The 18,439-nt window shown below is 39.7% G+C and carries 15 protein-coding genes, 2 tRNA genes and 1 pseudogene; 9 read left to right on the forward strand and 9 right to left on the reverse strand.

The window, feature by feature from the left end; all coding sequences use genetic code 11:
* Positions 1-11 precede the first annotated feature (11 nt).
* Positions 12-677 (forward strand): phosphoribosylglycinamide formyltransferase, encoded by a 666-nt coding sequence (purN, locus tag ACMX3D_RS10340; protein WP_482751335.1) that lies wholly within the window; start codon positions 12-14, stop codon positions 675-677.
* 141 nt (positions 678-818) lie between these two features.
* Here the strand turns inward: purN and ACMX3D_RS10345 are convergent, their stop codons facing one another.
* The 4 genes from ACMX3D_RS10345 to ACMX3D_RS10360 all read right to left on the reverse strand — a co-directional run bounded on the left by ACMX3D_RS10345 (position 819) and on the right by ACMX3D_RS10360 (position 3,389).
* The gene (locus ACMX3D_RS10345; RefSeq protein ID WP_482751336.1) at positions 819-1,400 is read right to left on the reverse strand and encodes a CPBP family intramembrane glutamic endopeptidase; all 582 of its coding nucleotides are present in this window, start codon (positions 1,398-1,400) and stop codon (positions 819-821) included.
* A 105-nt stretch (positions 1,401-1,505) separates the two neighbouring features.
* A complete protein-coding gene (locus ACMX3D_RS10350) occupies positions 1,506-2,546 on the reverse strand; it encodes a DUF3326 domain-containing protein (RefSeq protein ID WP_482751337.1) in 1,041 nt (346 codons plus the stop codon).
* A gap of 248 nt (positions 2,547-2,794) precedes the next feature.
* Complete coding sequence (locus tag ACMX3D_RS10355) at positions 2,795-2,977, reverse strand: hypothetical protein (protein WP_482751338.1); 183 nt, start codon at positions 2,975-2,977, stop codon at positions 2,795-2,797.
* 91 nt (positions 2,978-3,068) lie between these two features.
* A complete protein-coding gene (locus ACMX3D_RS10360) occupies positions 3,069-3,389 on the reverse strand; it encodes a 2Fe-2S iron-sulfur cluster-binding protein (RefSeq protein ID WP_482751339.1) in 321 nt (106 codons plus the stop codon).
* Between the two features lie 629 nt (positions 3,390-4,018).
* Here ACMX3D_RS10360 and ACMX3D_RS10365 point away from each other — a divergent pair.
* From ACMX3D_RS10365 to ACMX3D_RS10395, 7 genes and pseudogenes are all read left to right on the forward strand, one after another.
* Positions 4,019-4,414: a hypothetical protein gene (locus ACMX3D_RS10365; RefSeq protein WP_482751340.1), complete on the forward strand. Its 396-nt coding sequence runs from the start codon at positions 4,019-4,021 to the stop codon at positions 4,412-4,414.
* Positions 4,415-4,527: 113 nt separating this feature from the next.
* Positions 4,528-4,836: pseudogene (locus ACMX3D_RS10370) on the forward strand (DUF4351 domain-containing protein); the annotation flags it as partial.
* Between the two features lie 260 nt (positions 4,837-5,096).
* Positions 5,097-7,757 (forward strand): bifunctional aconitate hydratase 2/2-methylisocitrate dehydratase, encoded by a 2,661-nt coding sequence (gene acnB / locus ACMX3D_RS10375; RefSeq protein ID WP_482751341.1) that lies wholly within the window; start codon positions 5,097-5,099, stop codon positions 7,755-7,757.
* Between the two features lie 152 nt (positions 7,758-7,909).
* Positions 7,910-9,616, forward strand: a complete 1,707-nt coding sequence (locus tag ACMX3D_RS10380) for a DUF262 domain-containing protein (RefSeq protein ID WP_482751342.1) — start codon at positions 7,910-7,912, stop codon at positions 9,614-9,616.
* Between the two features lie 211 nt (positions 9,617-9,827).
* Entirely contained in the window at positions 9,828-10,247 is a 420-nt protein-coding gene (locus ACMX3D_RS10385) for an endonuclease domain-containing protein (RefSeq protein ID WP_482751343.1), read from the forward strand.
* Between the two features lie 770 nt (positions 10,248-11,017).
* A complete protein-coding gene (locus ACMX3D_RS10390; RefSeq protein WP_482751344.1) occupies positions 11,018-11,278 on the forward strand; it encodes a hypothetical protein in 261 nt (86 codons plus the stop codon).
* A gap of 169 nt (positions 11,279-11,447) precedes the next feature.
* Positions 11,448-12,251 (forward strand): isopentenyl phosphate kinase, encoded by an 804-nt coding sequence (locus ACMX3D_RS10395; RefSeq protein WP_482751345.1) that lies wholly within the window; start codon positions 11,448-11,450, stop codon positions 12,249-12,251.
* 213 nt (positions 12,252-12,464) lie between these two features.
* Here the strand turns inward: ACMX3D_RS10395 and ACMX3D_RS10400 are convergent, their stop codons facing one another.
* The 4 genes from ACMX3D_RS10400 to ACMX3D_RS10415 all read right to left on the reverse strand — a co-directional run bounded on the left by ACMX3D_RS10400 (position 12,465) and on the right by ACMX3D_RS10415 (position 15,661).
* Positions 12,465-13,991 (reverse strand): slipin family protein, encoded by a 1,527-nt coding sequence (locus ACMX3D_RS10400; RefSeq protein ID WP_482752313.1) that lies wholly within the window; start codon positions 13,989-13,991, stop codon positions 12,465-12,467.
* 329 nt (positions 13,992-14,320) lie between these two features.
* On the reverse strand, positions 14,321-14,887 hold the full coding sequence (locus tag ACMX3D_RS10405) for a Rid family hydrolase (protein WP_482751346.1): 567 nt from the start codon (positions 14,885-14,887) through the stop codon (positions 14,321-14,323).
* A gap of 598 nt (positions 14,888-15,485) precedes the next feature.
* Positions 15,486-15,557 (reverse strand) — tRNA-Arg (locus ACMX3D_RS10410).
* 32 nt (positions 15,558-15,589) lie between these two features.
* Positions 15,590-15,661: transfer RNA gene (locus ACMX3D_RS10415), tRNA-Ile, on the reverse strand.
* Between the two features lie 506 nt (positions 15,662-16,167).
* On the opposite strand from ACMX3D_RS10415, the gene ACMX3D_RS10420 reads away from it, so the two are divergent.
* Positions 16,168-17,112, forward strand: a complete 945-nt coding sequence (locus tag ACMX3D_RS10420) for a hypothetical protein (protein WP_482751347.1) — start codon at positions 16,168-16,170, stop codon at positions 17,110-17,112.
* Between the two features lie 146 nt (positions 17,113-17,258).
* On the opposite strand, the gene ACMX3D_RS10425 is transcribed toward ACMX3D_RS10420, so the two are convergent.
* The gene (locus tag ACMX3D_RS10425) at positions 17,259-18,395 is read right to left on the reverse strand and encodes a GGDEF domain-containing protein (protein ID WP_482751348.1); all 1,137 of its coding nucleotides are present in this window, start codon (positions 18,393-18,395) and stop codon (positions 17,259-17,261) included.
* Positions 18,396-18,439: the final 44 nt, after the last annotated feature.

Raw genomic sequence — 18,439 nt, forward strand, 5'->3', positions numbered from 1 at the left:
TTGTTGCTGTTATGACCCTTTGCCCTGATTCTACTTTTAGCTTGGTTTCTCCCCATATTAGCGATCGCCTATCATTTACTGATACTCCTATCAAACTAGGAATTATGGCTTCTGGGAATGGCAGCAATTTTGAAGCAGTTGCCCAAGCTATTGAAAATGGTCAACTAAATGCCCAAATTCCTGTTCTAATTTACAATAATCCAGGTGCGAAAGCAGCAACACGAGCCGCAAATCGCGGTATTGAAACTGTTTTATTAAATCACCGCGAATACAAAAACCGGGAAGCTTTAGATAGGCAAATTGTCCAGACTTTGCGCCAGCATGATGTAGATTTGGTAATTTTAGCTGGTTGGATGCGGCTAGTAACATCAGTGTTAATTGATGCTTTTCCTAACAGAATTATTAATATTCATCCCAGTTTGTTACCGAGTTTTAAAGGTCTTCATGCTGTGGAACAAGCTTTGCAAGCTAAGGTAACAATTACTGGCTGTACTGTGCATTTAGTTTGTTTAGAAGTGGACAGCGGCCCGATATTAATTCAAGCAGCTGTGCCAGTGTTACCAGACGATACATCAGAAACACTCCACGCCAGAATTCAAATTCAGGAACATCAAATTCTACCACAGGCGATCGCGATCGCTGCTCATCAACTCCAAACCAAACTTATACCTTCCTAGAATAATGACTTTTCACGTTATGTTGAAAAGTGAACTTGGAACCTAACCCCCTAACCCCCTTCCCTACGAGGGAAGGGGGAACATTCAAAGCCTCTCCCCGTCGCGGGGAGAAGTTTGGAGAGGGGTTGTTCAATAAAAGATTTAACGTTGCTGCATTTTCCAGAAATAACTAGAAACCCAATTTGTCATAATATGAGCAACAATTGGCACTAACAAGTTTCCACTCAGCAATGCGCTGTATCCCAAAATTAACCCAATAACAGTTGCCCACATCACGTAAGGCCATTGTTGCGAACCACTGAGGTGTAAAACTCCAAAGCAAAGGCTAGATACAATCACTGCTACATGGTCTAAGCCTAAAGCTGGCAGCATTACACCTCGAAATAATAATTCTTCACTTAACCCTGGTAGTAAACCCAGCCAAATTAAATCAGGCCAAGCTAAAGGTCTTAATACCAGTTCTAAATAATAATCTGCGCTTTGGCGATAAAGCGGCCACAATCGATAAGCTAAACCACTCAAGGCGGTGATGATCACTCCTACACCTAGCCCCCAAAGGAAATCTATTTCGTTCCATTCCCACTTGAATAGGAAAACATTACCAAAGCGTAACCACACTTTGGCGACTGTCCACAACAGAATTGCAGTCACCGCCATTGCTACCAGCACTTGGAAGCGCGTTAGGTATGGAATTTCAGGGTCTTGTTTTTGTTGTTCTACCACGGGAAAGTATGAAGTATGAAGTGTGAAGTGTGAAGTATGAAGTATGAAGTATGAAATTTGATTTTTTAGCCTTTAACCTTTTGCCTCCTACCTATTGACTATTGACTATTGACTATTGACCAAAGCATTAGGATTGATACCAGCTTTGAGGGCTACCACTACACCAACTGCTTCTAAATACGAGTTTACCTGTATGGATTTGATTCCTAAAGGTTGGGCAGGAACTTGTATTTGAGTTTTATTATCTTTGACGGTAATTATTTGGCATTGCTGTTCGCTTAAACTCAGCAAAGCACTACTGCCACAAGCGTTTGCAGGTACGATCGCAGCATCTATTTGATCTGCCCAAATATCTTCTTGGCGAGATGTAAATAATTGTTTCTCGACAATAAATTGTGGGGCGCGACTTAAGCCTACAAGTACGCTTGGTAAAAAAGTATAACCTAATTCTTCGGCCGCGGAACGAGGAGATAAATCAGGATAGGGAGGTGCGCTGGCGAGTGCTGGTGAATGGGCGCAAGGAATTTGCAAGTTTCTGACTAGTAAATGACTAATTACGGCTTCTGCGCCTGCTAGAGGGTCTACGCCTTTACCTTGACGATAGTTCTGCACAGCCTCTTCATCCATATCATCAGGGAAACGGGCAACAACTGCGATCGCTTCTGCCCCGGTTTTCTTTATCAGTCTCTCTGCTGCCCTCAGTAAACTATCGGGGTTACCAATGGTTCCCCAACTTGCCCCGGATGCTGAAGTGCGTAATTCTACATTTAATGGAGCATCAGTAATTACATAATCTGTGATGGTTAATCCAAGAGTTGCCCTTGCTGCATCGGCAGCTTGTAGGTGTCGCAAGCGCAAATCTGGTTCAATGCCTTGGTCTAAAAGCAAACCTATCTTATTATTGCGGACTGGTCGTAAACCCCAACATCCAGAGGCAAATTTATCAAGCCCGTAACCTTCCACATAAAAAGCGTTGGGGATGTTCCAATATAAACTTGCGCCGTTGAGGACGTTGGGGTGAGTGATCAGGCGATCGCAAACTTGTGCTAAAGTTCGGGCAACTGGTATAGCATCTCCTGCATATCCCCCAATTGCCGCCCCAACGCCAGTAGGTACAATCAGAATAGCGGTATAAGGACGTTGCATTGCAAGTGCTGAGTGAGTAGATGTGTATATTAACTGGAGTTTGATGAACCTCTCCCCAACCCCTCTCCGACGAGGAGAGGGGCAAAAATACTACTGTTTTTCTACAAAAAAATAGAGTTTCAAAGCCTCTCTCCCTGTGGGGGAGAGGTTTGGAGAGGGGTTTTTATCTTCATTTAACTCACGTGAAATTACAAGTCTGAGACTTTACTAAGTAATACAATCTTTTACCACCACTCAGCACTCAGCACTTAGCACTCAGCACTCTTAGTAATAACTGCTTCCACAGCAACTTTTTGCTGTTCTTCATCTACAGATGTAATAGCCCAACGCAATGGTTCACCTTGTTTTTTCAATTCAGCCTCAATTGCTGTTTGCAACTCGGTAGGAGTTTCTTGAATGTCAATTTCTGCGGTAATAAAATGAGTAGTCACTGCCGTCCATCCTGTTAATTAATTTGTTTTAGAATAGCCGAATGAAGTATAAAATTCTATCTTTCAGACTTCATACTTCATACTTCACACTTTATTGGTCTTTCCCAAATTGCAACTGATAAACGATGTCTTCTTTTTCAGTTTCAATTTTCAAGTCAGAACGGGGATAGGAGACGCAAAGTAATGCGTAACCTTGTTTTTGCAATTCTGGGCTAACACCCATACCATCAGTTTGGTCTACAGTTCCTGAGGTAATTTGGGCGGCGCAAGTCGTACACACCCCTGCATGACAAGAAGCAGGCAACTCGAAACCAGCAGTTTCAGCTACTGATAAAATAGTTTCATCTTCAGGAACTTGCAGAGTAAGAATTTTACCTTGGTGAAGCAGTTCTACGGTGTAAGTTTTGGACATATACTAAAAAATGAGTGCAATAGACAAACTCACTATTATATCTGAATTATTGAATAATATTACAGATATGGTCAACCACTAAATTTTGACTTCCAACCTAGGAACGATCACTGTACGCATTTGAATTCCCGCTAGGGCGTGTGGTAGGAGAAACCTGATTGTAAGTTGCGTTTTGGGCGAGCCATGAAAATAATCGCTGAAATACTAAGCCTGTTATAGTCAACTCACCAACAAACTTTGGTCATCAATGTTATAACATTAAGCCTTAAGGTTACAACATAAACCCTTAAAGCTAGAACATTAAGCCTTAAAGTTACAACATGAACCCTTAAAGCTAGAACATTAAGCCTTAAGGTTACAACATGAACCCTTAAAGCTAGAACATTAAGCCTTAAGGTTACAACATGAACCCTTAAAGCTAGAACATTAAGCCTTAAAGCTAGAATATTAAGCCTTCAAACTCTGCGATCGCTGTTGATTATGAAATAAAGGTGCGATCGGTAATTCAATTCAGAGAAATCACGCACATCCAGAAAAAATTGTGCTACAAAAAATGCGCTTTTTGCTGAACTAGAAAACAGATTAATTGAGCCAAAATAGCTTTGTAAAGCTTTTAAAAGTGTAAAATCATGCCTCGCAAAAAACGTAGTTCCCAGATTCTAAAAAAAGCAGAGTTTAGAGTTGCGGGACTAAAAGCTATTGACCCCAATATCAGTTTTGATGATAATTGCAACTTGCAAAACCTGATGCAATTAATCGAGCAATTTCAAAAAATGCTTGATGATTATAACGCTGCAATAGCTATGATTGACTCTTCTAAAGTCAAGCTAGATACAATGGAAAAAACCTTAAGTCAAATTTCAGACAAAATGGTGGTGGGTGTTGGTTTTAAGTACGGAAAAAATAGCGATGAATATGAACTTGCAGGTGGTATTCGAGAAAGCGAAAGAGTCCGTAAAAGTAGATTGACACGCTTAAAATCTAATCCAGAGAAAACATCAGATGAAAACACAATGACTGCCTAATAACAATAGTTCCGCGAGTTTCCAGATCCCCGACTTCTTAAAGAAGTCGGGGATCTATACCATAGTTCAGTATTGCTATATAATCTGGGCATTAATACAGAACTTCCGCCATTTTAAAACAAAATTTAAGATTAAATCAAGAACTAGAAGCAGATGATCGAGAGTTAATTATGCGTTTAGAACCACTTTATCAAAGAGACAGAGAACAAGCAAAAGAAGAAGGAAGACAAGAAGGAAGACAAGAAGAAGGACAAGGATTAATACTACGTCTACTAAATCGTCGTCTTGGTGAAATTGATGAATTATTAATTGAGCGCATTAAAGGCTTATCAATTGAACAATTAGAAAATCTCGGTGAAGCATTATTAGATTTTTCTAGTGTTACTGATTTAGAAACTTGGTTAGATCAACACTCAAGATAACTGATCAGTAAATATATTGAGAAATAGCTTTTTATCTCATAGAGAGAACAATTCCTCACTGAAGAATAGCGATCGCAGCAATTAAAATATCTTCAGTGGGAATTAATACGCAAAACTATCATTTAAGTATCAGCCAAAATACTTGATAACCGATTACCAGTAAGGCTTTCAGCTATAAAATGAGGTAAACTTTTATAGCCAAGTCTCGCCTAAAAATATTTCATAATTAAGGGTAGAACATCCCAACGGAGAATAGAGAAATGCTAGAACAATACCGTCAACACGTTGCCGAAAGGGCAGCATTAGGAATTCCCCCCTTACCGTTGGATGCGAAGCAAACCTCAGAATTATGTGAATTACTGAAGAATCCGCCCAAGGGTGAAGAAGAAACATTATTACATTTATTGCGCGATCGCGTACCCCCTGGAGTTGACCCAGCCGCTTACGTGAAAGCGGGGTTTCTCACCGCCATTGCCAAAAAGGAAATTAAAAGCCCCATCATTTCACCCATCGAAGCAGTGCAATTGCTAGGAACAATGGTAGGCGGCTACAACGTACAATCTTTAATTGAGTTACTGCAATTTGCCACCACATCAGTATCAGACTCTTCCGAAACACCTTTGGTAATGGGAGGCGAAGGTAAAGAACCCATAGCCGCCTACGCCGCCGCCGCCCTCAGCAAAACCTTGCTGGTGTATGATGCCTTTCATGATGTTTTGGAGTTAGCTAAAACTAACCCCTACGCCAAGCAGGTAATTAACTCCTGGGCTGAGGCTGAATGGTTTACTGCGCGTCCCAAACTGCCAGAATTTATTACAGTCACAGTCTTTAAAGTTCCTGGCGAAACCAACACCGACGACTTATCCCCCGCCACCCACGCCACAACTCGCCCAGATATTCCTCTCCACGCCTTGGCGATGTTAGAAACACGTCAACCGGGAAGCTTAGAAACTATCGCTGAGTTGAAAAAGCAAGGACATCCAGTAGCTTATGTTGGCGATGTGGTAGGTACAGGTTCCTCCCGGAAGTCTGCCATTAACTCCGTGTTGTGGCACATGGGACAAGATATACCCTTTGTGCCGAATAAACGTGCTGGGGGATACATTTTAGGTGGTGCGATCGCGCCTATCTTCTTTAATACAGCCGAAGATGCTGGTGCTTTGCCTATACAATGCGATGTCACCAAGCTAGAAACAGGCATGGTAATTACCATCTATCCTTACAAAGGCACAATTACCAACGAAGCCGGCGAAGTAATTTCCACCTTCACCCTCAAACCCGACACCATCCTTGATGAAGTTCGCGCCGGTGGACGCATCCCCTTATTAATAGGGCGTACCCTCACCGACAAAACCCGCCAAGCACTAGGGTTAGAACCCAGCACAGTATTTATCCGTCCTCAACAACCAGCCGACACAGGTAAAGGCTACACCCTCGCCCAAAAAATGGTTGGTAAAGCCTGCGGTTTACCCGGTGTCCGTCCTGGTACATCTTGCGAACCCATCATGACTACCGTTGGTTCTCAAGATACCACAGGCCCCATGACCCGCGACGAGTTGAAAGAACTTGCTTGTCTCGGCTTCAGTGCAGACTTAGTAATGCAGAGTTTCTGTCACACCGCTGCCTATCCCAAACCAGTTGACATCAAAACTCACCACGACCTCCCCGACTTCTTCGCCCAACGTGGCGGCGTTGCCTTGCGTCCCGGTGATGGTATTATCCACTCTTGGCTAAACCGGATGCTGTTACCCGACACCGTAGGTACAGGCGGCGACTCACACACTCGCTTCCCCTTGGGTATTTCCTTCCCCGCTGGTTCTGGGTTAGTAGCCTTTGCGGGTGCGTTGGGTGTTATGCCTTTGGATATGCCAGAGTCAGTATTGGTAAGATTTAAAGGTGAATTGCAACCCGGTATCACCTTACGAGATATCGTCAACGCCATTCCCTACGTTGCCATGCAAAAAGGCTTACTGACAGTCGAGAAGCAGAACAAGAAAAACGTCTTCTCAGGACGAATTCTAGAAATGGAAGGCTTGCCAGACTTAAAAGTAGAACAAGCCTTTGAACTTACAGATGCTTCCGCCGAACGTTCTTGTGCAGGTTGCACAATTAAACTAAGTGTCGAGACAATTTCGGAATATCTGCGTTCTAATATTGCCCTGTTAAAGAACATGGTAGCCAGAGGCTATCACGATGAGCGTACTATCATGCGCCGCGTCGCCAAAATGGAAGAATGGTTAGCCAACCCCGTGTTACTAGAAGCCGACACAGATGCGGAATATGCAGAAATAATTGAAATTGATTTAAACGAAATCAAAGAACCAATTGTTGCTGCTCCTAACGACCCCGATAATGTTAAGTTATTATCGGAAGTTGCTAACGATCCAGTACAAGAAGTTTTTGTTGGTTCTTGTATGACAAATATTGGTCATTATCGGGCAACTGCGAAAGTTTTAGAAGGTGCAGGTTCAGTTAAAACTCGCCTGTGGATAGCACCACCAACCCGCATGGATGAACACCAATTAAAAGAAGAAGGTGTGTACGGTATTTTTGGTGCGGCTGGCGCAAGAACAGAAATGCCTGGATGCAGTTTATGTATGGGAAATCAGGCGCGAGTTGCTGATGGCACAACTGTCTTTTCTACCTCCACCCGCAACTTTAATAACCGTATGGGCAAAGATGCCAGAGTCTATCTAGGTTCCGCAGAATTAGCAGCAGTTTGCGCGTTATTAGGGCGTATTCCCACAGTGCAAGAATATCTTGATATTGTGGCGAATAAGATTCATCCTTTTGCTGATAATTTATATCGGTATTTGAACTTTGATCAAATTGCCGGTTTTGAAGATGAAGGGCGCGTGATTCCGTTGGAAGAAATGCCCAAGATTGAAGATATTTTGGGTATGCCTACTGCGGCGAGGTAGTAAAAACTGCTTGTCCAATTTTAAACTATAGCTAAGAATTTTACAAAAAAAGCCCATTTTTGCGGGCTTTTTTTGTAAATTCCGGTTATTACTTTTTCAAGTAAATTAAGTTTATTATTGTTAATCTAGATCAAATTATACCAATATTTACAATGAAAGCCTCAGAAACAACGCTCCGTAACTTACTAGAAGGTGGTAAACAATTTCAAATACCTCTGTTTCAACGACCATACTCTTGGAAGGAGGAAAATTGGAAGACTCTTTGGGAAGATTTGATGAACCTTTACAACGATGAAGTACAAGGTTCGTATTTTCTTGGCCCCATAGTCACACAAGCAGAATTAGGAACAGCTGACGGCATCACTCCATATGTTGTCATAGATGGTCAACAACGTCTTACCACCCTTAGCATTCTCTTAGCAGCATTACGAAATCATCTCAAAAAATATGATAAACAGATGTCTGAACAGATATATGAATTTTATTTAATTAACAAATATCATAAAAATGACGATTACTTTAAAGTATTACCTACTCAAAATGACCGTGATGCATATAAAAGTATAGTTGAATTTAAAACTGCTAAAACTGCTAAAACTAAAAATACAGAAGCACAGTTAGGGCAAATAAATGCAGCTTATAATTTTTTTGATAAACGGCTTAAAGAATCTGTTCCTGAGCAAGATATACCACTTGATTTAACAAAACTGAAAAAAATTATATTAGAGCAATTAGTTATAGTAAATATCACTTCTGATGCAAACGATAACCCATATCTTATTTTTGAAAGTTTAAATAATAAGGGAGAAGAACTAACTCAGGTAGACTTGGTTCGTAACTATATATTTATGAGGTTACCGCATGAAGAGAGGGAAGATGTATATGAGAATGAATGGTTACCTTTTGTAGAAAGTTTTAAATCTAGTGTTGGACAAAAAGAGTATGCAGATGAATTAACAAATGCATTTTGGTTTTATCTACGTAAAGATGGTGAAGCAGTTCACCAGAAAGAAATTTACAAAAATATCAAAAAACGCTTTGATAAGTCAGAGATTGGTGTAAGGTCTGAGCTACAAACCCTCATACAGTTTGCAAGGTATTATCAGCGTCTTAATTTTTGCGAACAAGAACCAGAGCCTAAATTAAGAGCTTGCTTTGAGCGATTAAAGAGGCTGGACTTTACAACTTGTCATATATTCCTACTTAATGTTTATCATGAGTATGAAGAGGAACGGTTATCGCTTCATCAGTTTGAAGAAATTTTACGTTATTTAGAGTCTTATTTTGTACGTCGTTTATTTGCTGGAATTTCCACCAAAAGTTTAGGAGCAGTTTTCAATGCTTTGTACAGTGAAGTTCAGAAAGCAAATCTTGCTAATTTGGTTGATGGATTACAACAAGTCTTGAAGGGCTATGATAAGAGTAAAGTTTGGCCGGATGATGATGCATTACGTGATGGTATTATTACCAAGGATGTATACACTACAAGTTTGAGTGATAGAGCAAAGCTCCTTTTAGAAAGTCTAGAGTCATTTCTTACTAAGGAAAAAGTTACTCCGGATAGTGTAACTGTCGAACATATCATGCCCCAGAAATTAAATAAAGAATGGAAAACAATGTTAGGGGCTAATCATGATTCTGTGCATAAAAAATTGCAGCACACTTTGGGTAACCTAACTTTAACAGGATATAATTCTGAAATGGGTAATAAAGCTTTTACAGAAAAGTTGCGATATTTCCATACTAGCAACTTGTCGTTAAACCAATATTTTAAAAATATAGATGTTTGGGATGAAGAAGCAATTAAAAAGCGTGCAGAACACTTAGCGGAGATAGCTATTAAAGTTTGGCCTAGGTAAAGGAAGTATTCTATTTAAAGAATCCCAATGTTTAATTAAGCACCTGATCAACTTGCGATCTCACTTCCCATATTAAACACAAACCTAACCCCCCAGACCCTTACCTCATAGGGAAAGGGGAGAAATCATACTCCCCTCTCCGCGTCGGAGAGGGGTTGGGGGAGAGGTCAGCCATAATGTATGAATCAACACCAGCCTCTACGTTTCATACATGAATAATCCAACACCGCCGCACAAATCGTCACATAAAAAAGATAGACCTCATAACATAGTCATCGGACAAACAATAAACCCAACTAAAATACAACTTGCGAAAGAACTTCGTCGCCAAATGACACCAGAAGAAAAAATTCTTTGGCAACAACTTCGCAGTAATCGCCTCAATGGTTTACACTTTCGTCGTCAACAAATTATTGATGGTTTTATTGCAGATTTTTACTGTCACGCAGCTAGATTAGTGATAGAAGTAGATGGAAAAATTCATGAACAACAAGCTGAATATGATGCAGAACGTGACAAAGTTTTGTTAGCTAAAGGATTGCGTTTGTTAAGGATTAAAAATGAGGAAGTGAAACAGGAACTTGATCGGGTTTTGATGCTGATTTGTCAAGCTTGTTTTGAAGAGACCTAACCCCCTAACCCTGACAAGTGTAGGTATTTTACAAACGTGGCTGAAATGAGGTTTTTCCGTTGGTTGAAAACTCAAATTTTAGTCTTTGATTTTCCGCATAAGAACGAAATTTCGTGATTTGAACCACGTTTAGAACTCTGTTTGAGATTACCCACTCATCCCCATATAAAAAACCTACACCTGTCAGACCCCCTAACCCCCTTCCCTACGAGGGAAGGGGGGACAATTTTGATGTCTTTTTTGTGTTGAAGATTCAGGCGATCGCCTCTACTAAACCCGTAAAATTTAAATCATCACTTCCTCACGCTGACAATCAAAAACCACCATAAACCTAGCGTCGGGCTACCCAGTGCGATCGCACTAAATTTGTGTTCAAACCTGTAAACTTAACCCTATAAAGTATTTGTCCTGTTCCCCGAATTCCTGGTTCGTACTCTCCCACATAGCGCACACTGACCAGCCGAGAGTTTCATACAAGCAGAGAAAAAATCTATCGAGTTGGTGGGATAAAGCGTATTGTGTTTGAGGGATGATAGTTTGGCTGGTTTTAATTCTTCATCGACAATTCCATAAATTTTTTAGTTTAGTCTGCGGATTTTCCATCGATTTTGATGTATCCTAGATTTTCTTGGGTAATTTTTTCAACACCTAACTTCATAAAACTTTTTTGCGGATTTCGCTCAAGGTTCTTGAAGAAGTTTTTGACCTCTCTAAGAACCTGCTTTTTGTTGCTTATTTCTTTGTCAAACTTTAAGGCTTAATAAATCATCATGGATATACGACTAATCAAAAAATCTGAGAAATTAATCCTGAAAAAGATAAAACAGATAGAAGAAGAAAATCTTTCAGTAGATGATTTTGAGAGCCAAGAAGCTACAGTTGAGGAAAAGCCTGTAGTCAACGTAGTAGAAACTAGAGAGGCTAACTATATTCCAGTACGCGATAATCCTGTAGTTTTATCTATCGCCAATTCAGGATGGCAGGTTTCGGAAATTTTAAGAGATATCAGAGTGGATAATTTCTATGATTGATAACTAACGATTGTAGACTCAAAAACGATTACTCTTAACAGGCAACAGTATGAATTCTGTTGCCTATTCTCTGTTGTTATTAACATTTTTTTATGTGAGTGCAAGCAGAATTTGTAATGCTTCGTGGTAAGCTTTTCGCTAGTTATTAAGGTATAGTTTCCTATATTTCATGCTAGAGCTAGTATTAATCAAACTGGGAGGTTCTTTAATTACTGATAAGAACCAACCTTACACTGCTCGACTCGAAATTATGCAACAAGTAGTCGAGGAAATTAGTCTAGTAAACAAGCAAAATCCTAGTTTGAAATTGATTATTGGTAATGGTGCTGGTTCTTTTGGTCACCAGTCAGCGCATAAATATAATACTATCAATGGCTTTATTGGTGATGATGAAAAACTAGGGTTCTGCCTAGTCCACCAAGATTCTTTAGATTTGAATGTATTACTAGCTAAGTTATTTTTACAAGCAGGATTACCAGTAGTTAGCTTACCACCTCTAACTATGGCTATCACTCAAAACAAAAAACTACTTAAAGCCGAATTTTCTGTTATTGAAAACAGTCTACAAGCTGGCTTAATACCTTTAGTTTTTGGTGATGTTGTTTTAGATAAAGCAATTGGTGGCACTATTCTTTCTACTGATACCTTGTTACCAGAATTAGCCAAATACTTTCACAGTCAAGGTAAATACCAAGTACGACTCATCAATGCTGGTAACTATCCCGGTGTGTACGACCAATATGGGCAAGTAATACCTTTGATTACACCAGCTAATTATGCTCAAATAAAAGCAGTTATAGGTGAAAGTAAGTCGGTAGATGTTACTGGTGGTATGTCCCAAAAAGTAGAAGAGTTTTTGGCTATTTCTAGTTTAGGAATTGATTGTTGGATAATTGATGGCAATATTTCCGGAAATTTAGTCAAGGCTGTTTTGGGACAGCCAACTTTGGGGACAGTAATTAGAGCATTTTAGAGGATGTCTGAGAAGTATTGTCGCTAACATCAAAATCCTAAAAACCTAACCCCCTCGCCCCCAACACTCACGAGGGAATGAGGGTTTCAAAGCCTCTCTCCGTTTCGGGGAGCCAGCGTCGTGGGCGGGTTTCCCGACTTGAGGCGACTGGCGTGAGAGGTTTGGAGAGGGGTTATTAGTATAATTTTCGACTTTTCAGACATACTCTTAATTTTATTGCCGATTAATCTGAATCAACTCTGTTAAGATACTATCCAAGCTACCATTAACTTGAATTTTTTCAATCTTCTCGGCGATTCGTTCTAGCACTTCCAGTTCTTTCAAACGCAATGCGACGGGATTATCCTCCATGACTTTAGCAGTATTTAACATACTGCGAGTTGCAGCAGTTTCTTCACGACGACGAACTACGTTTGCTTGGGCTGCTTTTTCCGCTTCTACTACTTTGCTCAAGATAGTTTTAATTTCGCCAGGAAGAATGATATCTTTCACCCCAACAGAATCTACTTCAATTCCATAGTCTGCGGTTTTCTGGCGAATGTATTCAAAAATACTGCTATCAATTGCGCCTTTATCCTCTAGTAGCGCATCTAAAGTTCTTTCGCCGACTGCACCACGCAAAGCAAACTGTAACTCCTTGTATAAGTAGCTAACAATATCTGATAAACCGTTTTTGGCTTTCAGAGGGTCAATGATGCGGAAACCAGCAGTTAAATTCAAGCGTAACGGTACTTTATCTTTAGACAGGATATCTTGACCAGACACTTCCATTGTTTGCTGGCGGAGGTCAAAGATTTCTGTTTGCAAAGAACGCCCAAACATCCACCATACGTGCATTCCTGGTTGCAGTTGTGTTTGAAACTCTTGATTGATGTACAGTAGTCCCAGGTGTTGTGCAGGTACTTCGCAGATATGCACACAATTGCGGCTTAAAGCGAGAGTTTCTGGTAAACCGGAAACTAACTCAGCAATTAAACGAGATGGCAATGTTGCATCAATGTTGATGTCAATAACTTCTACTTCCACACCTCGCCAAAAGAGTTTGCGACTACATGGCTTGAGGATAGCAATTACTTTACCTTGATAGCGAGCGATCGCTACTTGCTGATTCTGTAATTGAACTATCTCACAATAAGCCGCCACAAACTCAGGATGTCGCTCAATTAGCACATCTTCTAAGGGAAAATCTGGATTCGGTAAAATCCGGCTGAGAGTCCGTACTGTCACATCTCTATCAACAGTCCAGAAAGCATACTCTCCTGATTCGAGTGGTTGGACAAAGTTATTCTGCACATACAACAAACCAATTTCATACTCGGAAATTTGGAATTTTTTAACTCCACTCAACGCAATTCCACGTAGTTGTTGTACAAATTCCGCAGGTAATGCCAAGCTTTCATTCAAGTTAAATAGATGAGTTTCTACCTCAATAAAACCACGCCAAAAAGCTCGAAGTTGATTTGGTGGAATGCTAACCCAATTTTGACCCCAGCGAACTAAAGCAGTTTGATTGAATGCGGTTCTGACTACTACAAGATGTTGCTGTAACTCTGAACTATGATTTCGCAGCAATAGTTCTAGGTTTTCAATCTTAGCTTCAGGTTGGTTGAGGTCATAGGTTCTTACTTGCCAATGCTTACCAAAATAAGTATGAGTACCGGGCTGCAAAATTTTCTTAAAATCACTGCGGTGATATAAGATGCCGATTTCGTTAGGTTTGATATAAAAAGTTCGCCACATAGTAATTTGCATAGATAACTGTCAAAGATTTGATAACCACATTTATAAGTTACGCATCAAGAGTTTACCCTCCGTATTAGCAAGCGGTAGAGCTTGATGTATGAAATTGCTTGACACGTTCAGTGATTCTGCTAATAAGCTTCTACTTGTATTATTTATACTACATTGTAATCAAAAACTTTGCAAATGTAGAAAGGAGTGATTGCGATCGCAGTAGTACCTAAACATAAAATATTGGGGTGCGTTAGGCTTAATGCCTTAACACACCCCACATTTACATCCTCATACTTTTTCTATAAAGATGCGTATCAAATTTCAAGTTGATGGAATTAAAACCACCTTCTATTTGGTTCTGCTGGAATCACTGCATAAGCATCAATTTCAAACAACATACCATCAAGTGCCAATCTAGGAACGGGAATGAGTGTGTTTGCTGGTGGTTTATTTCCCCACAAATTAGCAATTTCGCGTCCTAACGGGATCAATTTCTCTTGAGTGTGATTCACTATCAAAACAGTAGTCTTTGCTACATCTTGCGGCCTTGCACCAACGGCTTCTAAGGCAAAGCGCAGGTTCCGAAAAGCCTGTACCAATTGCTCTTCATAGTTATCGGAAACAAGATTTCCTTGTAAATCTGAACCAAATTGGCCAGAAATATAAACTGTTTTTGTTCTTGGTGGTGTAAAAGCTATATGACTATAACCATTTCGGGGAGCATCATACAAAGTTGGTGGGTTCACCAATTTCACATCTTTGTGATCTTGAGCGCTCACTTCTTTTTGCGTTCCTACAACAATAGCAGTTCCTAATCCGCTACCTCCAAGCCACAAAAGAGCATTTCGCCGCGAGAATTTTGTCACTATTGAATTGATAGCACTGGTAATACGTTGAGTCATCAAAGCTCCCTGGATATGAGTTATCTATTTTGGACTAGGCTTGGTTATATTATGCAATTAATATGAGTAAAAAAGCACTAAAAATAGAATATTTGGGTATAATTGCAGCACAAAATATTAACTTTAAAATATCTTTAAGAAATTACTAATTGATATATAAAATTTACGTTATTTTATGGCAACATTCAGTAATACTTTTAAAAGTTTTTTCTTAGGCTTATGCCTTAAGCTTGTTGAAAACGGATATGTATGTGATTGTAAAACTCTGCAAATGTAAGTGTTTACAGTTCAGTCGCGGGCAAATACATCTCCAAAACTGGATTAAGATTGCTGCTACTTTCTTTAAACTACCCGAAGGTAATCTCAAAAAAGACAACAACACTCAAATATGCCGTTCAGTTTGTCAATTCCAGAAAACTGGATTTAGTAAACGAAGGACATACTCAAGTTGAGGAGAGAACATTTGCACAGGCCACTTTACTGTTACTACCAACATCACAAGTAATGTTAGTAGTTCACCTACAATGCAGAGTTTTGAACAAAGTTGAATTGGCTATCTTGGCAGGATAGTGTCTTTTGACCCGGACAGGGTTTTTTGTGGCAGAAAGTGGATTTGAACCACTGATCTTTGGGTTAGAAGCCCAACGAGCTACCAACTGCTCTATTCCGCGAATTGTCGTTTTCCCTAGACAATTGTGTTGTGTGAAAGTACAGGAATCGAACCTGCAACCAATCGATTATGAGTCGATCGCTCTACCAGTGAGCTAACTTTCTGGGAGTTTGATGTAGGAATCGAACCTACGTCCAACCGATGACTTCGGATGCTCTACCACTGAGCTAATCAAACAATGGAGTAATGACGCATTGCTCTACGGTATACGCGCAAGCCAGAGGTTGGCGCACCAGTCGGGAATCAAGAACCCAAACCATAGTAAAGCGGATGTATTATTACCTTGTAACTAAATGTAGCACAAGAAAATTAAATCTTGTTCTGGAAGGCATTAAGTTTTATTTGACACAGTAAAACTTCAAACTAATTTATTTCTTGTGGTTGTGCGATCGCAGCATTAGCACGACTTCAGTCAGAAGGAAACCGGATTATAGCTGACTTAGGATGAGAGACACATTTGTAATTACTAACCGATGTTCTTTTTGATTTAATCCAGACAGATTTAACTGATATCTACAGCCAATGATAGAGTTCAATCGAATGTTTAATACTTAGCATAAATATAGTGACAAATATCAGTCTATCAAATTAAACATTTATTGTAGATATTATGTCTATTAGCTGCCTGACGCAACAGAATAAAAATAATAACTCTGACATAGATAATCATACCCAACAATCGATAAAAGTAGAAGTTGCCCTGGCGTTGGATCAAATAAAAAGTTGTGTTTGGCTAATTGGGATTCCATCATGGTTATTTGCCATCACAGACAGAAGCTTTGCTATTTTATCGGATGGAGAATTATCACCAATAGATATATTACAGCTATTGATGACTTGCCTATTTTTTGTTAGCTGGCTGTATTTAAAACCAGAGGAAAGTTTAAATAAAAATGATGTAGAGCCTAATGAATATGCAGAATACCTAAGTCGCAGTCAAGCTAACAAGTTTAGGTTGAAGAAGCGGCACATGATTAGCCAAGATTATATTTTACCTTTTCCTTATTATTGCCAAATCTATCACCTCCTGAACTTAAAACACTTGGAGACAATTCATAAATTCAGCCTTAACAACTTAAAAGTATTGAATATTAGCCAGTTTCAACAAACTAATATAGGTGGAATTATCAAATTTAATACAATGTTGCAACCAAATATCAATGTGTTGAGATTTTGGCGGCAACCAATTGTAGAGGTAGATTTAATTTTACATACTCCCTATACTATTGAACTGAGTATTCCTGCATACAATGGCAAAAGAATAGTTGTAATTTTTCATGCTTTTCCTTTAAATGAGCGGGAGCATCAATTATATATAGATATATATAGTGATTTAGAGTGGCCTAAGCCGATATTACAAATACTTTTACATTGTGCTACTTGTTTGACACTGTTTGAAGATTTGCCATATTTGCAAGCTTTAGCTGAAAAAAACTTCGAGCGTTTATTTAATGCAAATTTGGCTTCTAAACAGGAAACTATGCTACTGTTTAAACGATTTATAGAACTTTATGGTTCTCGTCAAGCCAGAATACAATTACCAGAATCAACTTAAGTTTGAGGCTAGACATACAAAAGATTGCCATAGGAATCATATTTGATTTCTAAAAAAAATCAGTACACTCAGATAAGGCTTCTTTCCTACTTCCTGGCTACACAAGTAAATTCGGAAATCAAACCAAATTCCTATATCTTTATGACCTAATCATGCAATTTCTTCAGTCGCTTAGATTCATACATTTTCATATCTGCTAGGGTGAGCAGTTTGTCTAAAGAAACAGGTTGATTTGAATCATAAGATTGCAATCCAACACTCATAGACAATAAAAATGGTTGCTGCTGAGTTTGATTGAATTGCGCGATCGCAGCTTGCAATCGCTGCTGGATAACTTCAGAACTAGGATCTCGTCCTTGCATCAGCACTACAAATTCATCACCACCCAATCTGGCTAGGATATCAGATTCGCGGAATGTATTTTTGAGCAAAGTCGCCGCCGCCACAATTGCAGCATCACCAATTTCATGTCCTAAAGTGTCGTTGATTGCTTTTAAACCATCCAAATCAATAAACATGAGACTAGCAGGAGTTTGCGATCGCTGAACTTGTTTGAGTTGCTGTTGTGCCAAGATAAAAAAGCCACGCCGATTATAAAGTCCTGTTAACTCATCGGTTATTGAGAGACGACGTACTTCAGCTTCCGCAGCTTGGCGATCGCGAATTTCTTGTTGCAGATAGGTGTTAGTTGCTGCTAAAGCCGCAGTGCGCTCATTGACTCGCTGTTCTAATTCAGAATATACTTGCACATTCTCCATCGCCACTGCTGTTGTATCAGCCAAAGCCTGTAATAACTTAACTTCTTCTGTAGTGGGATGATGAAGTCTTGCCCAATAAATACCAATAGCACCAATCGGGTCGAAGGTGCGAATCGGAACCATCACCATACTTTTAATAAAAGTCGGTTGATAAGCGACATGGGGAACCCTCATATCACTATACACATCACCAATAATTGCTGGTTGACGGTTCAACATTGCCCAACCGCCAATGCAGATATTCATCGGGAATCGCTGACCTTTCCACAAAGGAGCGATCGCATCCTCATCGGCGTAATAACAATAACCATTGTCCCGCAACACAAAACTAGCCCCATCTGACCCTGTTATCTGTCGTGCTGCTACCCTAACAATTTCCATAATTCGCTCTAAACTACGGGCTAGGGATAAATCTTGAACTACTACCAACAAACACTCCATTGCTCGCAAATATTCTTGGGTAGCAGTATCTTTTATATCTACCAGTAATGAGCAATGTAGCGGTGAGTTAAACTTGTTAATCATATTATTCTCTAATGAGTCAGTAAATTTATAATTCCCTCTAACTA

This window comes from Anabaena sp. TISTR 8404 (assembly GCF_056847745.1).